The organism is Pseudomonas sp. A25(2017), assembly GCF_002001065.1.
Classification (GTDB): domain Bacteria; phylum Pseudomonadota; class Gammaproteobacteria; order Pseudomonadales; family Pseudomonadaceae; genus Aquipseudomonas; species Aquipseudomonas kilonensis.
The window spans coordinates 41,960-56,631 of sequence record NZ_MUOA01000121.1; the positions used below are offsets into that span (position 1 = coordinate 41,960).

Sequence of the window (14,672 nt, forward strand, 5' to 3'; positions counted from 1 at the left end):
GTGCTGTCCCAGACGACGCCTGGAGCGTCAATGCGTTCGAGAATGAAAAAACAGTTGCCTGGCCGATTGGCAACCTGAGGAGTAAGCACTAGAGTATGCGCGCGCAAAACGGGCTGGAGTCGTTCGCACATCGCTGTCGCGTTTATTACGAGGACACCGATGCTGGCGGCATCGTCTACTACGTCAATTACCTCAAGTTTATGGAACGGGCTCGAACCGAACGGCTGCGGGAACTGGGTTTTGCCCAATCCGCGCTGGCAGGGGAGGACCTGTTATTCGTCGTGCATTCCAGCGAAGCGCGCTACCACGCGCCGGCGCGACTGGACGACGAACTGGTGGTAAGTGCCGATGTCATCGAATTGAACCGTGTCAGCCTGCGCTTCAAGCAGCAGGTCAGGCGGGCTACGGATAACGTGCTGCTCTGTGAAGGGCAGTTTTTGGTGGCCTGTGTGCGCACCCATAGTTTGAAACCCCGGGCCATTCCCGAAGCTCTACGTGCGGCCTTTGCCGGCGTGAGCGGCGCGGGTACACACTCAGAGCAGGAGATAAAGCGTGGAAGCTAACGTCGTCGACCATTCCTCCATGTGGAGCCTGGTCAGCAATGCCAGCGTCGTGGTGCAACTGGTAATGCTGACCCTGGTAGCCGCATCGGTGACCTCATGGATCATGATTTTTCAGCGCAGCAATATGCTGCGCGCCGGTCGTCGTGCCCTGGAGAGCTTCGAGGAGCGCTTCTGGTCCGGTATCGACCTGTCCAAGCTCTATCGCCAGGCTGGCAGCAATCCGGACCCGGATTCGGGCGTCGAGCAGATCTTCCGCGCCGGTTTCAAGGAGTTCTCTCGCCTGCGCCAGCAGCCGGGCGTCGACCCTGAAGCGGTGATGGAAGGTGTGGCCCGTGCCATGCGCGTGGCCATTTCCCGCGAGGAAGAAAAGCTCGAACAAGGCCTGTCGTTCCTGGCCACCGTCGGTTCGGTCAGCCCGTACATCGGTCTGTTCGGTACCGTGTGGGGGATCATGAACTCCTTCCGTGGCCTGGCTTCTGCCCAGCAAGCAACCCTGGCCACCGTGGCCCCGGGCATCGCCGAGGCACTGATCGCCACCGCCATCGGTCTGTTCGCGGCCATCCCGGCCGTTATCGCCTACAACCGCTTTGCCGCCCGCAGCGAAATGCTGACCGGCCGTTACTACACCTTCGCCGATGAATTCCAGGCGATCCTGCACCGCAAAGTGCACACCAGCGAAGAATAAGCAGGTATTTCCCAATGGCTTTAATCGCTCGAGCCCGAAAAAAGCGCAAGCCGGTTGCCGAGATGAACGTGGTGCCCTACATCGACGTGATGTTGGTGCTGCTGGTCATCTTCATGGTGACCGCGCCGATGCTCAATCAGGGCGTGAAGGTCGATCTGCCCAAGGTTTCCAGCGAAGCCTTGCCGCAGGACAACAACACCCAGGTACTGACCATTTCGATCAAGGCTGACAAGACCTACTACTGGAACCTTGGCAGTGAAGTGGACACCGAGAAGCAGCAGGACCGGGCCATGACCTTGCCGCAGATGACCGATGCGGTGACCAAGATCATTCGTGTCGGCAACGATGCCGGCAAGCGCACGCAGGTCTTCATTCGCGGCGACAAGACCGTCGACTACGGTGCCGTGATGGGCGCCATGGGCGGCCTGCAGAAAGCCGGGGTCGGTAATGTTGGCTTGATCACCGAGGCCCCCTGATGCAGCAACAGCGAGAGCCGTCCGCCTCGGAAAGCTACTTCTGGCCCAGTGTCCTGGCCATCGGCTTGCATGTGCTGGTGTTCGGCATGCTGTTCGTCAGTTTTGCCATGACCCCGGAGCTGCCGCCGGCCAAGCCGATCGTGCAGGCGACCTTGTACCAGCTCAAGTCGAAAAGCCAGGCCACCACGCAGACCAACCAGAAGCTTGCCGGTGAGGCGAAGAAATCCGCCGCGCGCCAGACCGAAGTCGAGCAGATGGAACAGAAGAAGGTCGAGCAGGAAGCGATAAAGGCCGCGGAACAAAAGAAAGAGGAATCGGCTCAAAAGGCCGAGGAAGCCAAGAAGGCCGATGAGGCGAAGAAAGCGGACGAGGCGAAAAAGGCTGACGAAGCCAAGAAAGCCGACGAAGCGAAGAAAACCGCCGAGGCCAAAAAGGCAGAAGAGAAACAATTGGCTGATATAGCCAAGAAGAAAGCCGAAGAAGAAGCCAAGAAAGCCGCTGAAGAAGAGGCCAAGAAAGCGGCCGCTGAAGAAGCGAAGAAAAAGATCGTCGAGGACGCGAAGAAAAAAGCAGCCGAAGACGCCAAGAAGAAAGCTGAAGCTGACGAGGCGAAAAAGAAAGTCGCCGAAGACGCGAAGAAGAAAGCCGCCGCCGACGCCGCCAAGAAAAAGGCCCAGGACGCAGCGCGTAAATCCGCCGAAGACAAAAAGGCCCAGGCCTTGGCAGATTTGCTTTCCGACACGCCGGAGCGCCAGCAGGCCTTGGCCGATGAGCAGGGCGATGAAGTCGCCGGCAGCTACGATGATCTGATTCGTGCCCGAGCGGCAGAAGGCTGGGCTCGTCCACCTTCGGCGCGTAAAGGCATGACGGTAGTATTGCAAATCGGCATGTTGCCCGACGGTACGGTTACCTCGGTCAGCGTCGCCAAGTCCAGTGGTGACGGCCCGTTCGACGCTTCGGCGGTCGCAGCGGTCAAGAACATTGGGCGATTGACGGAAATGCAAGGAATGAAACCGAGCGACTTTGCTCCCTATCGTTCATTCAAGATGACATTCACACCTGAGGATCTAGCCTTGTGAGAAACCTTCTTCGATCAATGCTGGTCGTTATCTGCTGCCTGGCAGGGATAGCGGTAGCAGAGGAAAAGAACATTCTGGTCACCAGCGGCAGCGACCGGGCGACCCCGATCGCCGTCGTACCGTTCGGCTGGCAGGGCGGTAACGTCCTGCCGGACGACATGGCGGAAATCATCGGCAACGACCTGCGCAACTCGGGTTACTACGCGCCGATTCCGAAACAGAACATGATCAGCCTGCCGACCCAGGCCAGCGAAGTCATCTACCGTGACTGGAAGGCCCTGGGCGCCCAGTACATCATGGTCGGCAGCATCGTTCCGGCTGGCGGTCGCCTGCAGGTGCAGTACGCCCTGTTCAACGTCGCCACCGAGCAGCAAGTGCTGACCGGCAGCGTGTCGGGCAGTGTCGATCAGCTGCGCGACATGTCGCACTACATCGCCGACCAGTCGTTCGAGAAACTTACCGGCATCAAGGGCGCGTTCTCTACCCGCATGCTCTACGTGACGGCCGAGCGTTTCTCCGAGAACAACACCCGCTACACCCTGCAGCGTTCCGACTATGACGGCGCGCGTGCGGTGACCTTGCTGCAATCGCGCGAGCCGATCCTGTCGCCGCGCTTCGCCCCCGATGGCAAGCGCATCGCCTATGTCTCGTTCGAGCAGAAGCGTCCGCGCATTTTCGTGCAGCACATCGACACTGGTCGTCGTGAGCAGATCACCAACTTCGAAGGCCTGAACGGCGCGCCAGCCTGGTCGCCGGACGGTTCGCGTCTGGCGTTCGTACTGTCCAAGGACGGTAACCCGGACATCTACGTGATGAACCTGGCTTCGCGTTCGATCTCCCGCGTCACCAATGGCCCGGGCATCAACACCGAACCGTTCTGGGGCAAGGATGGCTCGACCATCTACTTCACCTCCGACCGTGGCGGCAAGCCACAGATCTACAAGACCGGTGCCGGTGGTGGCGGTGCCGAACGCGTGACGTTCGTCGGTAACTACAACGCCAACCCTAAACTGTCGGCAGATGAAAAGACCCTGGTGATGATCCATCGCCAGGATGGTTTCACTAATTTCAAGGTGGCGGCCCAGGATTTGCAGCGCGGTAGCGTAAAAATCCTCACTGATAGCACTCTGGACGAGTCACCCACTGTTGCGCCCAACGGCACCATGGTAATCTACGCCACCCGCCAGCAGGGCCGGGGAGTCTTGATGCTCGTGTCCATTAACGGACGCGTGAGGCTCCCGCTTCCTACCGCTCAAGGCGAAGTCAGAGAACCGTCCTGGTCCCCTTACCTGAACTGACGCGGCGCTATACGTTTTACTTAACACACTGGGGTTCATTAGGAGTTTCACGATGGAAATGCTGAAGTTTGGTAAATTTGCTGCGCTGGCTCTGGCCATGGCTGTAGCTGTAGGTTGCTCGTCCAAAGGCGGCGACAATGCCGGTGAAGGCGCTGTTGATCCAAACGCTGGTTACGGCGCTAACACCGGTGCAGTTGACGGCTCCCTGAGCGAAGAAGCTGCTCTGCGCGCAATCACCACCTTCTACTTCGAATACGACAGCTCGGACCTGAAGCCAGAAGCCATGCGCGCTCTGGACGTTCACGCCAAAGACCTGAAGTCGAACGGCGCTCGCGTTGTTCTGGAAGGCAACACCGACGAACGTGGTACTCGTGAGTACAACATGGCACTGGGCGAGCGTCGTGCGAAAGCCGTTCAACGCTACCTGGTACTGCAAGGTGTTTCCCCAGCTCAGCTGGAACTGGTTTCCTACGGCGAAGAGCGTCCAGTTGCTACCGGCAACGACGAGCAGTCCTGGGCTCAAAACCGTCGCGTCGAACTGCGTAAGTAATTCGTCATGCGAACGTGCCGTCGTGCTGTAACTGTTCTGGCTCTCAGCCTCGCGCCGCTTGCGGCGTGGGCTGCGGTTCCTGTGGTCGATAACGATGCCGGCTATAACAATAGCGGGAGCAGCTATCCGCCTGCAGGTTACGGTACGAACGGCGCCTATGCCGGGGGAGGGGTTTCGGCCCCTGTCTCGGCACAGGGCGAGCTGTTCAACCAGCTCCAGCAAATGCAGGATCAGCTTTCGCGCCAGCAAGGCGTGATCGAAGTTCTGCAGAATGATATTTCGCGCATGAAGCAGGAAAACCTGGAGCGATACCAGGATCTTGATCGGCGCATAGGATCCGGCGTTGCACCTGCCGCGACTCCCGAGAATTCTCCAGCCGGTGGCGACTTGAACGCCCCCGGTGCAGCCGCAGGCGCGGGGGCAGCCGCTCCCGCAGCACCTGCCGCCGGTGGCGAGCCGGCTGATCCGGCGAAGGAAAAGCTCTATTACGATGCTGCCTTCGACCTGATCAAGGCCAAGGATTTCGACAAGGCCAGCCAGGCCTTTGGCGCTTTCCTGCGCAAATACCCAAACAGCCAGTACTCGGGCAATGCCCAATACTGGTTGGGCGAAGTGAACCTGGCCAAGGGTGACCTGCAAGGCGCTGGCCAGGCGTTCGCCAAGGTTTCGCAACTGTATCCCAAGCACGCCAAAGTGCCGGATTCGCTGTACAAGCTGGCTGACGTAGAGCGCCGCCTCGGTCACACCGACAAGGTAAAAGGCATTCTGCAGCAGGTGGTGGCCCAATATCCGGGTACATCCGCCGCCCAGTTGGCCCAGCGTGATCTGCAACGCATGTAAGCTGGCTTGACCTGTTTTGAAGAAACCCGCGCCTGCCGCGGGTTTTTTCGTTAGAATTCACGCCCTTTTTATGAAACACGCTTTTTGGGATCTGCGCGTTGGCGGGGTTCCTTGAAGTGCCTGACGGAGGCGGACAGCCTGTTTAGCTGTTACGCCCGTGGCGACTATGCAAGACACATTGAGAATCACCGAAGTTTTTTACTCGTTGCAGGGTGAAACGCGGACGGCTGGGCTGCCCACAGTATTTGTGCGCCTCACCGGTTGCCCGTTGCGTTGCCAATACTGCGACAGTGCCTACGCGTTCAGCGGCGGCACCTTGCGAACCCTCGACGATATCCTGGAGCAAGTGGCCAGTTATCGTCCGCGTTATGTCTGCGTCACGGGCGGCGAGCCATTGGCGCAACCCAACGCCATCCCCTTGCTCAAGCAGTTGTGTGATGCCGGATATCAGGTTTCCCTGGAAACCAGCGGCGCCTTGGATATCTCGGCCGTCGACCCGCGTGTCAGTCGCGTTGTGGACCTGAAGACTCCAGGTTCCAAGGAAGCGCACCGCAACCGTTACGAGAATATCGAACTGCTGACGCCCAACGATCAGGTCAAGTTCGTGATCTGTTCCCGGGAAGATTACGACTGGGCCGTGTCCAAGCTGATCCAGTACGGACTCGACCAGCGGGCCGGCGAAGTATTGTTGTCGCCGAGCCATCACGATTTGAGCGCCCGGGACCTGGCGGACTGGGTGGTGGCGGATAACCTGCCGGTGCGCCTGCAACTGCAGCTGCATAAATATCTTTGGAACGACGAGCCGGGGCGCTGATATGACAGAACATTCGAACATTGCAGAAAAACGTGCGGTCATCCTGTTGTCCGGCGGCCTGGATTCGGCCACCGTCGTGGCCATGGCCCATGCCGAGGGTTACCGCTGCTACACCATGAGTTTCGATTATGGTCAGCGCCACCGCGCAGAACTGCACGCCGCCGAGCGAGTGGCCCGGGACCAGGGCGTGGTGGAACACAAAGTGATCGGCCTGAACCTCAACGGCATCGGTGGCTCGGCCTTGACTGACAGTTCCATCGACGTGCCGGAGGCGCCTAGCGAAGGCATCCCGGTGACGTATGTGCCGGCGCGTAACACCGTATTCCTGTCCTTGGCATTGGGCTGGGCCGAAGTGCTGGGCGCCCGTGACATTTTCATCGGCGTCAATGCCGTGGATTATTCCGGTTACCCGGATTGTCGCCCGGAGTTCGTCGAAGCCTTCGAGCGCATGGCGAACCTGGCGACCAAGGCCGGCGTAGAAGGGCAGGGTTTCCGCATCCAGGCGCCGTTGCAGAATCTCAGCAAGGCCGACATCGTCAAGGCCGGTGTGAAGCTTGGCGTGGACTACGGGCTCACTGTTTCCTGCTATCAGGCCGACGATCAGGGCCGTGCTTGCGGCAAGTGCGACAGCTGCCGCCTGCGCGCAGAAGGCTTTGCCGCGGCGGGTGTGAGCGATCCAACCCGTTATTTTTGATTTATTTCAAATTAGGTGTTGAATAGTCCTTAAAAATCAGTATTATACGCGCCACCACACAGCGGGTCGTTAGCTCAGTTGGTAGAGCAGTTGGCTTTTAACCAATTGGTCGTAGGTTCGAATCCCACACGACCCACCATTTTTTGCAGTTTTAAAAGTCTGGAAGGCCCACGAAAGTGAGGATTTCCGGATTTTTTTTTGCCTGAAATTAAGTGTCCCCCCGCCCAAGGGCAGGGAGTCAGCAGTCCTGTTGTAGAGCCGTCGCCATGCTCACGACTGCCAGGGCCTTCAGCCCTTTTTCTCGCCCGACGCGTAGCGATGAACGCCAGGAACCAGCGCTTCCCACGCGAGCCAACGTCCTGCCTGGATCTGCCATGAGGGCACCCGACAGGACCATTCGTTCTGTGGTTTCCTGGCGAATACCGGTAGCCGAGGTTTGCGCACAACCTTGCTATTGAGCGTGCTCACACAGAACTTCGAGTAGTTTTTCAGTTCTTTGAGTTCAAGTGACAGCATGTCTTTTGGGCACAGTAACAGTACGTCCCCAAAGGAATATAACTGGAACGCCTCGACTTCTATTTTTTGCGCAGCAACCTGACGTGTTTTCCACAGGGTGGCGCTCAGGTCCTGCAGCTTTATATCCTCTGGCAAGGTGTATCGCTCCGCCGTTTGTTGGCGAACCGATAAGCCGCCTGCTGCGATGTAGGTGATCTGGCTCAAACTGCCCGGCGAGAGCAATGTGAAGACGCAAAAGGCGAAGATCATTGCGACCAGGCCATTGAAGGTCCGCCTGTAGATATCCCCCTTGAAACAATAAAATATGACGACCGGTAGCAGGGTGAAGATGAGTGTCAGCCAGGACAGGCCCGCCACGTAGGGGACGGTGTCAGGCGTTTCCCTCTCCATATATGAACGTATCGTCAGCAGGATTGGAAAGGCGGCGAAGATCACGGTGACGAATATGGAGATCGAGAGCAGGGTGACGAGCCAGAACTCTTTGCGAGCCCATACCCACGACTGTAGCCGCTGCCATTTTTCTTTTAGCCAGAGCCACGCTGGCGTCGTCTTGTTCTTGAGTGCCTGCCAATAGGTGAGCCATTCTTGCGACCAGGTCTTCTGGGCGGGGGCTGCCTTGTGCTGCAATTTTTTCCGCTTTATTTGTTGATGGGCTGCCAGGCGCTTCAAGCGGGCTCGATCCAGCCTGGCTTGGACAAGTGTGCTTTTCCTGATGATTCTTTTGAACGGCGTGAATGCGTACATGAGAAAGCACGCAACGAAGACGATCAGGAGTAACGCCGCCATTGTCGCCCAGTGGTTCAATAAAGTGGGCAAGAAGAAGGTGGCCCAGATGAACGCGCTAAATCCCACAACCGTGGGGAACACCAGATAGAAAACAATCTTCGGTTGGTGGTCCTTCATGTTTGAAAAAAGCGAAACCGAGCAGCCGAACATCCACGTTGTTGCCCCCAGGATGAACAAATACGAAAGCATCAGCAGCAGGACCAGCACGACCCAGACCAACAGCGCAGACTTCACATCGATCGACGGCATGAAAAGGTCGATACGTCCAATCGTGCGGGTATAGAGATACAGCGTGATGAACCCAAGCCCTGTCGCGAGCAGGCCTAACGTGACGGTGATTTGGGTCCAATAGGAAAGAATGCGTTTGACGGTTCGCTTTAGCACTTCAGCGAAGGTTCTGTCAGGAATGACGGACAAGGCGTAGCTCCCTTACGAGGTAAAAATCCTGGCAGGTATAGTAACGCCAAGTCGCACCCGCTAAATCTTCAACCTATCAAGTCCTCCTACTGGAAATTCAGCGGATGTGCTGTCCGTAACGTTTTGGGTCCAGGCGCGATACCATCACCATCATCAACGCCATGACCGCCGTGAGCGACCACCAGGCCCACTCAAAACTCCCCAATTGGTCGCGGATCATCCCGGCAATCAATGGCGAGAGCCCTGCGATGAGATAGCCGACACCCTGCACGAACGCGGTAAGGCCACCGGCCCGACGTGGGTTATCCAGGTGGTCGAGGGATACGATCAGGCTCATGGGGAACAGGCCGCCGATACCCAGCCCCAGCAGGCAGGCCCAGAGCAGGCTGAAGCGTTCCGGACTGAGGATCAGGCCGCAGAAGCCGCCGATGATCAGGGCTAGCAGGACGGTGAGCACCAGGCGTTTATCCCGGCTGCGGTTGGCAATCGCCGGAGTGATCAGGCCGGACAACACTTCCATTGCCGTGAGGAACCCCAGCAGCAGGCCAGCGTGCTGTTCGCTCCAGCCCTTTTCCACGTAGTACGGCGCCAGCCAGGCCAGCACGCAGGTGTAGGAGGCGGTGCCCAGGCCAAAGAAAATCGCCAGGAGCCAGGCCCGGGCGTTGCTGGAAAACGCTTCGTGATGCCGGGACGCTGCTTCGGGCAAGGGCGTGATGTTCGAGCGCTGGGCGTACCAGCAGCCCAGGGCGACCAGTGCCAACAATGCCCAGATCGCCAGGCCGACGCGCCAACTGCCGGTCTGCGTCAGGACAAAGGGTGAAAGCGATGCGGCAAGCGCCGCCCCGCCCATGATGGAGGTGACGTACAAACCCATGAACAGCGAGACGTTGTCGGCGAAGCGCGATTTGATCAGTGCCGGCATCACCGCCTGGATCAAGGCGATCCCGAGCCCGGCCACGATCGCACTGGCGATCAACCCGGCGGCGCTGTCCAGGTACAAGCGCGAGGCCGTGGCGAGACCAATGATCAACAGCGACAGCACGATGGTGCGGTGTTCACCGATGCGCAGGGCGATGCGCATGCCCAGGAACATCGCGAGGCCCATCGCCATGACGGGCAACATGGTCAACAGCGAGGCGGTACTGAAACTCAAGGGCACCTCGCCGCGAATAGCCGACAACAACGGCCCGACCGCCGCCATCGAGGGCCGCAGGTTCAGCGCGACCAAGACGATGCTGACCATCAGCCAGACGGCGTGGGTGGTTGAGGTTCGAATGTTTTCCATAACAGGGCCTTGGCTGGATAAAGCCCCATTTAGGCCAGGGCACCTTGCGATGGGCAAACTGAAAACTGGTGAGGCTTATTTAATAATTAAATGTTGCTCGCTTTTGTGGCGAGGGAGATTGCTCCCGCTTGACTCTGTAGGAGCTGGCGAAGCCTGCGATCCTTTGTTTTTTTGCTCGTTCGCTCACGACTCAAGTGTCTGGGACAAGATCGCAGCCTCGTTGCACTCGACAGCTCCTACACGCACCCCAGCGGGAGCAAGCTCCCTCGCCACGGATTCAGTGGGGCGTTAGTCGTTTATTCCATCCCCGGGCTCAGCGTCCCCAGCCACGCCACCAACCCCAGGATGATCACCGCGACAGTGAACTCCAGGACCATGCTGCGCCGCAGGGCATTCACCGCGACCCCGTGCTCACCGGTCTTTCGGGCCTGCTCCAGCAGTGGGCTCAGGTGAAAACGGTTCAGCGCGGCGAACACCAGCATGGCCGCGAACAAGATGAGTTTGAGCGCCAGCAACTGTCCATAGGTACTGTCGAACAAGCCTGCGACGTTTGGGCCGACGATAAACAGATAATTCACCACCCCCGTCACGCTGATGACCACCACGATCACCGCCCCGGCGGTTTCAAACCCGGTCAACGTCCGGGCCAGTACCGCCAACTGCGGTTCGGTCTGGCGAAGCAGCAGGGCGAACGCAGCCAAGGCGCCGACCCAGCCTCCCGCCGCCCACAGGTGCAGGAAGTCGGTGATGAAGTGCCAGTTGCGGCGTGTGCCTTCGTCCATGGCGCCATGCCCTGCCCAGGCCAGCGTCGCCAAGGCCACCGCCCCGCCCAGCATCGCCAGGCCCAGGCTGGCGGTCGGCCAACGTGTATTGAGCGTCACGGCGAAGCCGGCCAGCAGCAGCGCCGCTATCCGCAGCGTCCAACTCAAGCCGAAATCGGTCTCCATCACCATCATTTCAACGTGCGGCCACAGCTCGGCCCAGTCCGCAACGCCGCTCATGGCCCAGGCCATGCACGCCATGGCGGCGAAGGAGAGCAACCCGCCCAGCACCGCCGTGGTCAGCAGCAGCGGCGTGAAAGGCAACTGCGCGCCCGACACCCGCTCCTGGCCTCGCAGGCTATAGAGCCCGAACGCGGCCAGGCCGAACAACAGCATCAAATCCAGGTACAGGGCAAAGCGCAGTGCGATGTTGATCGAGTCGCTCATCAACTCACTTCACCTTGAACGTGACGTTACCGGTGATCGGGTGAGTGTCGGACGACACCGCGCGCCACTGGACCTGATAGGTGCCGGCGGTGAGGGGACCATTCGGGACAATGACCATGGTTTTCGGGTCATCGCTGCCGGAAACCTTGGCTGGCATGGGCATGGGCGAATGCGCCGCCATGCCGGGCATGGCGGTCATCATCAGCTTGGCGCCGGAAAACTTGGTCAGCAGGTTTTCGGAAAAATGCAGCTCGATTTTTGCCGGTGCCGCCCCGTCTGCACCTTCGGCAGGGGTAGAGGACAGCAGTTTCGGGTGGGCCTGGGCCAGGCCACTGACCAACAGGCCGGTGGATAAGGCAACGGCGACAACAGCGGTTTTGATGAATGACATGCAAGGACTCCTACAGCTTGGTTTTTAGTTTTGAGTGAAGCAGGTCAGCGGCTCAGAACCACATGCGCACGCCCAGCACCAGGCGCGCTTCGCTGCGGTCTTCGCCTTCTTCCCGGGCGTAGTCGGCGGTGTTGCCGTAGACCCGATTCCAGGTGACGCCAATGTAGGGTGCGAATTCGCGGAGTATTTCATAACGCAGCCGTACGCCGAGTTCGGTGTCCGACAGCCCTGAGCCGACACCGCGGGCGGGGTCGTTCTTGCCATAGAAGTTGACCTCGGCGGTGGGCTGCAGGATCAACCGATTGGTCAGCAAGATGTCGTAGTCGCCTTCCAGTCGCGCCGCGCTCTGGCCGCCTTCACCGATGAATGCGGTGGCTTCGGCTTCGAAGTTATACAGCGCCATGCCTTGCACACCGAAGGCGGCCCAGGTTTGCGGATCGCCTGGCTTGAAGTCCTGGCGTACGCCGGCCACCACGTCCCACCAAGGACTGATGGCGTGGCCCCATAGGGCTTGAAGCTCTGCCTCTTCGGTCTTGCCGTTGAGGCGTTCACCTTCGGAGCGCAGCCACAAGCGATCGATGTCGCCACCGATCCAGCCGGAGGCGTCCCAGCTCAGGGCGCTGCCGTCATCGGCGTCTTGCCACTCCAGCTGGTCGATGAGGAAAAACGAATGGATGGCGCTGTCATGCACCGCGTGTCCGCCATGATCCTCGTAGACGGCGGCGCGGTCGGCGGCGGTCAGTTCCGGGATCGGTGTGCGGCTGCTGGTCGGCGCTGATTGCATGGGTTCCATGCCCTGCATCGAGTCCATGCCTTGCATCTGGCTATGGTCCATCCCGGGCATCTGGCTGTGATCCATGCCTTGCATGTCGTTGCCCGCCGCCCAGGCCGAGGTGGCGCCGAGGGTCAGGCTGGCAATGAGTGCCATGGGGTAGTGAAAAACAGTGGTCATGGTCGGCTCCTCATTCCTGCACCCGAACTTCACGGAACATCCCCATCTCCATGTGAAACAGCAGATGACAGTGGTACGCCCAGCGCCCGAGGGCATCGGCGGTGACGCGGTAGCTGCGCTTGGTGCCCGGCGGCACGTCGATGGTGTGCTTGCGCACCATGAACTGGCCGTTCTCATCCTCCAGGTCGCTCCACATGCCGTGCAGGTGGATGGGGTGGGTCATCATGGTGTCGTTGATCAGCACGATGCGCAGTCGTTCGCCGTACTTGAGCAGCAGCGGCGCGGCGTCGGAAAATTTCACGCCGTTGAACGACCAGGCGAATTTCTCCATGTGCCCGGTCAGGTGCAGCTCGATCGTACGGCCCGGCTCGCGGCCGTCGGGGTCGGGGAAGGTGCTGCGCAGGTCTGAGTAGGTCAGCACTTTGCGGCCGTTGTCGCGCAGCCCCATGCCCGGGTCGTCGAGCCTGGGCTTGACGCTCATGGCCTGCATGTCCACCAGGGGGTTGTCGTTCTCGGTGTCGGGATGCGACTGCATGCCGTCCATGCCTTGCATGGCACCGTGATCCATACCGGCCATGTCGCCCATGCCCTGCATCTGGCTGTGATCCATACCTTGCATCGAGCTGTCGTCCATTCCCGCCATGCCCTGCATCGAGCCATGGTCCATGCCACCCATGCCCATGTCGTCCATGGTCACCAATGGCCGCGGGTCCAGGGCCGGCACCGGTGCCGACAACCCGGCCCTGGCCGCGAGGGTGCCGCGGGCATAGCCGGTGCGGTCCATGGACTGGGCGAACAGGGTGTAGACCTCCTGGGTCGGTTCGACGATGACGTCATAGGTTTCGGCCACGGCGATCCGGAACTCGTCGACGCTCACCGGTTTGACGTATTGGCCGTCGGACGCCACCACCGTCATCTTCAAGCCAGGAATGCGCACGTCGAAATAGCTCATGGCCGAGCCGTTGATAAAGCGCAGGCGAAGACGTTCGCCAGGCTTGAACAGGCCAGTCCAGTTCATATCCGGCGCCTGGCCGTTCATGAGGTAGGTGTAGGTGGCGCCACTGACGTCGGCCTGGTCAGTGGGATTCATCTTCATCTCGGCCCACATCTTGCGATCGGCCACGGTGCTGGCCCAGCCGTTCTTGCCCACATCGTCAATGAAGTCGCCGACGGTGCGTTTGTTGTAGTTGTAGTAGTCCGACTGTTTCTTGAGCTTGCGAAGGATGTCGGCGGGGTCTTCATCGGTCCAGTCGGTGAGCATCACCACATAGTCCCGTTCGTACTGGAAGGGCTCCGGCTCCCTGGCGTCGATCACCAGCGGGCCGTAGACCCCGGATTGTTCCTGGAAGCCGGAATGGCTGTGGTACCAGTAGGTGCCGTTTTGCCGGACCTTGAACTGATACACGTACATGCCGTCGGGTTCGATGCCTTTGAAACTCAACCCCGGAACGCCGTCCATGTTGGCTGGCAGCAGGATGCCGTGCCAGTGGATGGACGTGGTGTCCTTCAAGCGATTGCGCACCCGCAGGGTCACGGTGTCGCCTTCACGCCAGCGCAGCAGCGGGCCGGGAATGCCGCCGTTGATGGTCTGGGCGGTACGTGGGTTGCCGGTGAAGTTGACCGGGCTTTCGCCGATGAACAGGTCGAACTCGGTGCCGCTCAGGACGTTGGGCTGGCCCGGGCCGGTGACCGCCCAGACAGGCGCGCGCCACAAGCCCAGGCCGCCGAGGATGCCACCGGCAGTCAGGCCCTTTACGAAGGTTCGCCGGGAAGTTTTTGTTTGCATACGATGGAAGTCCGTCAGTCGATTCGCAGCGAACACGGGGGCAATCCCCCGGCGTCGCTTTGAAAAGAAGATGACATAAGCCGGCCGGGCAGGTGATTACATTTCGGTCAGCTTGCCGGAGGCAGAAGCCACTATTGCCTTGGCTAACGCAAAACCTGTGGCGAGGGGATTTATCCCCGCTGGGCTGCGAAGCAGCCCCAAAGAAGGTGAATGCAACATGCCTGATACACCACGGTGTCAGGGTTTAGGGCTGCTGCGCAGCCCAGCGGGGATAAATCCCCTCGCCACAAGGTTTGTGTTCGACTCAACTGCCTGTGACAGGTTGGTCGGGC

15 protein-coding genes and 1 tRNA gene are annotated in these 14,672 nt (G+C 59.8%); 10 read left to right on the top strand and 6 right to left on the bottom strand.

Annotated features, from left to right (window positions below):
• Positions 1-95 precede the first annotated feature (95 nt).
• The 10 genes from ybgC to B0E42_RS27530 all read left to right on the top strand — a co-directional run bounded on the left by ybgC (position 96) and on the right by B0E42_RS27530 (position 7,138).
• The gene (gene ybgC, locus B0E42_RS27485; protein WP_003205037.1) at positions 96-563 is read left to right on the top strand and encodes a tol-pal system-associated acyl-CoA thioesterase; all 468 of its coding nucleotides are present in this window, start codon (positions 96-98) and stop codon (positions 561-563) included.
• Positions 553-1,248: a protein TolQ gene (gene tolQ / locus B0E42_RS27490; protein ID WP_014339916.1), complete on the top strand. Its 696-nt coding sequence runs from the start codon at positions 553-555 to the stop codon at positions 1,246-1,248. The genes ybgC and tolQ overlap by 11 nt, the downstream gene beginning before the upstream one ends.
• 23 nt (positions 1,249-1,271) lie before the next feature.
• Entirely contained in the window at positions 1,272-1,724 is a 453-nt protein-coding gene (gene tolR / locus B0E42_RS27495) for a protein TolR (RefSeq protein WP_161798348.1), read from the top strand.
• Positions 1,724-2,803, top strand: a complete 1,080-nt coding sequence (tolA, locus tag B0E42_RS27500; protein ID WP_053189762.1) for a cell envelope integrity protein TolA — start codon at positions 1,724-1,726, stop codon at positions 2,801-2,803. The genes tolR and tolA overlap by 1 nt, the downstream gene beginning before the upstream one ends.
• Positions 2,800-4,101 carry a Tol-Pal system beta propeller repeat protein TolB gene (gene tolB / locus B0E42_RS27505; protein ID WP_024616314.1) on the top strand — a complete coding sequence of 434 codons (1,302 nt, stop codon included), beginning with the start codon at positions 2,800-2,802 and terminating at the stop codon, positions 4,099-4,101. Before tolA ends, tolB begins: the two co-directional genes overlap by 4 nt.
• 52 nt (positions 4,102-4,153) lie before the next feature.
• Positions 4,154-4,651: a peptidoglycan-associated lipoprotein Pal gene (pal, locus tag B0E42_RS27510; protein WP_003205029.1), complete on the top strand. Its 498-nt coding sequence runs from the start codon at positions 4,154-4,156 to the stop codon at positions 4,649-4,651.
• Positions 4,652-4,657: 6 nt separating this feature from the next.
• On the top strand, positions 4,658-5,491 hold the full coding sequence (gene ybgF, locus B0E42_RS27515) for a tol-pal system protein YbgF (protein ID WP_014339914.1): 834 nt from the start codon (positions 4,658-4,660) through the stop codon (positions 5,489-5,491).
• Positions 5,492-5,657: 166 nt separating this feature from the next.
• On the top strand, positions 5,658-6,305 hold the full coding sequence (gene queE / locus B0E42_RS27520) for a 7-carboxy-7-deazaguanine synthase QueE (RefSeq protein WP_018614239.1): 648 nt from the start codon (positions 5,658-5,660) through the stop codon (positions 6,303-6,305).
• A gap of 19 nt (positions 6,306-6,324) precedes the next feature.
• A complete protein-coding gene (queC, locus tag B0E42_RS27525; protein ID WP_168188547.1) occupies positions 6,325-6,999 on the top strand; it encodes a 7-cyano-7-deazaguanine synthase QueC in 675 nt (224 codons plus the stop codon).
• A gap of 63 nt (positions 7,000-7,062) precedes the next feature.
• A tRNA-Lys gene (locus B0E42_RS27530) sits at positions 7,063-7,138 on the top strand.
• Between the two features lie 149 nt (positions 7,139-7,287).
• On the opposite strand, the gene B0E42_RS27535 is transcribed toward B0E42_RS27530, so the two are convergent.
• From B0E42_RS27535 to B0E42_RS27560, 6 genes are all read right to left on the bottom strand, one after another.
• Positions 7,288-8,718: a hypothetical protein gene (locus B0E42_RS27535; RefSeq protein WP_077508533.1), complete on the bottom strand. Its 1,431-nt coding sequence runs from the start codon at positions 8,716-8,718 to the stop codon at positions 7,288-7,290.
• 97 nt (positions 8,719-8,815) lie between these two features.
• Positions 8,816-10,003, bottom strand: coding sequence for a cyanate transporter (locus B0E42_RS27540; RefSeq protein ID WP_077508535.1), 1,188 nt, complete (start codon positions 10,001-10,003; stop codon positions 8,816-8,818).
• Between the two features lie 296 nt (positions 10,004-10,299).
• Positions 10,300-11,211, bottom strand: coding sequence for a copper homeostasis membrane protein CopD (gene copD / locus B0E42_RS27545; RefSeq protein ID WP_053181319.1), 912 nt, complete (start codon positions 11,209-11,211; stop codon positions 10,300-10,302).
• 4 nt (positions 11,212-11,215) lie between these two features.
• On the bottom strand, positions 11,216-11,602 hold the full coding sequence (gene copC / locus B0E42_RS27550; RefSeq protein WP_077508537.1) for a copper homeostasis periplasmic binding protein CopC: 387 nt from the start codon (positions 11,600-11,602) through the stop codon (positions 11,216-11,218).
• Positions 11,603-11,654: 52 nt separating this feature from the next.
• A complete protein-coding gene (locus B0E42_RS27555; protein WP_077508540.1) occupies positions 11,655-12,554 on the bottom strand; it encodes a copper resistance protein B in 900 nt (299 codons plus the stop codon).
• Positions 12,555-12,564: 10 nt separating this feature from the next.
• A complete protein-coding gene (locus B0E42_RS27560) occupies positions 12,565-14,340 on the bottom strand; it encodes a copper resistance system multicopper oxidase (RefSeq protein ID WP_077508542.1) in 1,776 nt (591 codons plus the stop codon).
• Positions 14,341-14,672 lie beyond the last annotated feature (332 nt).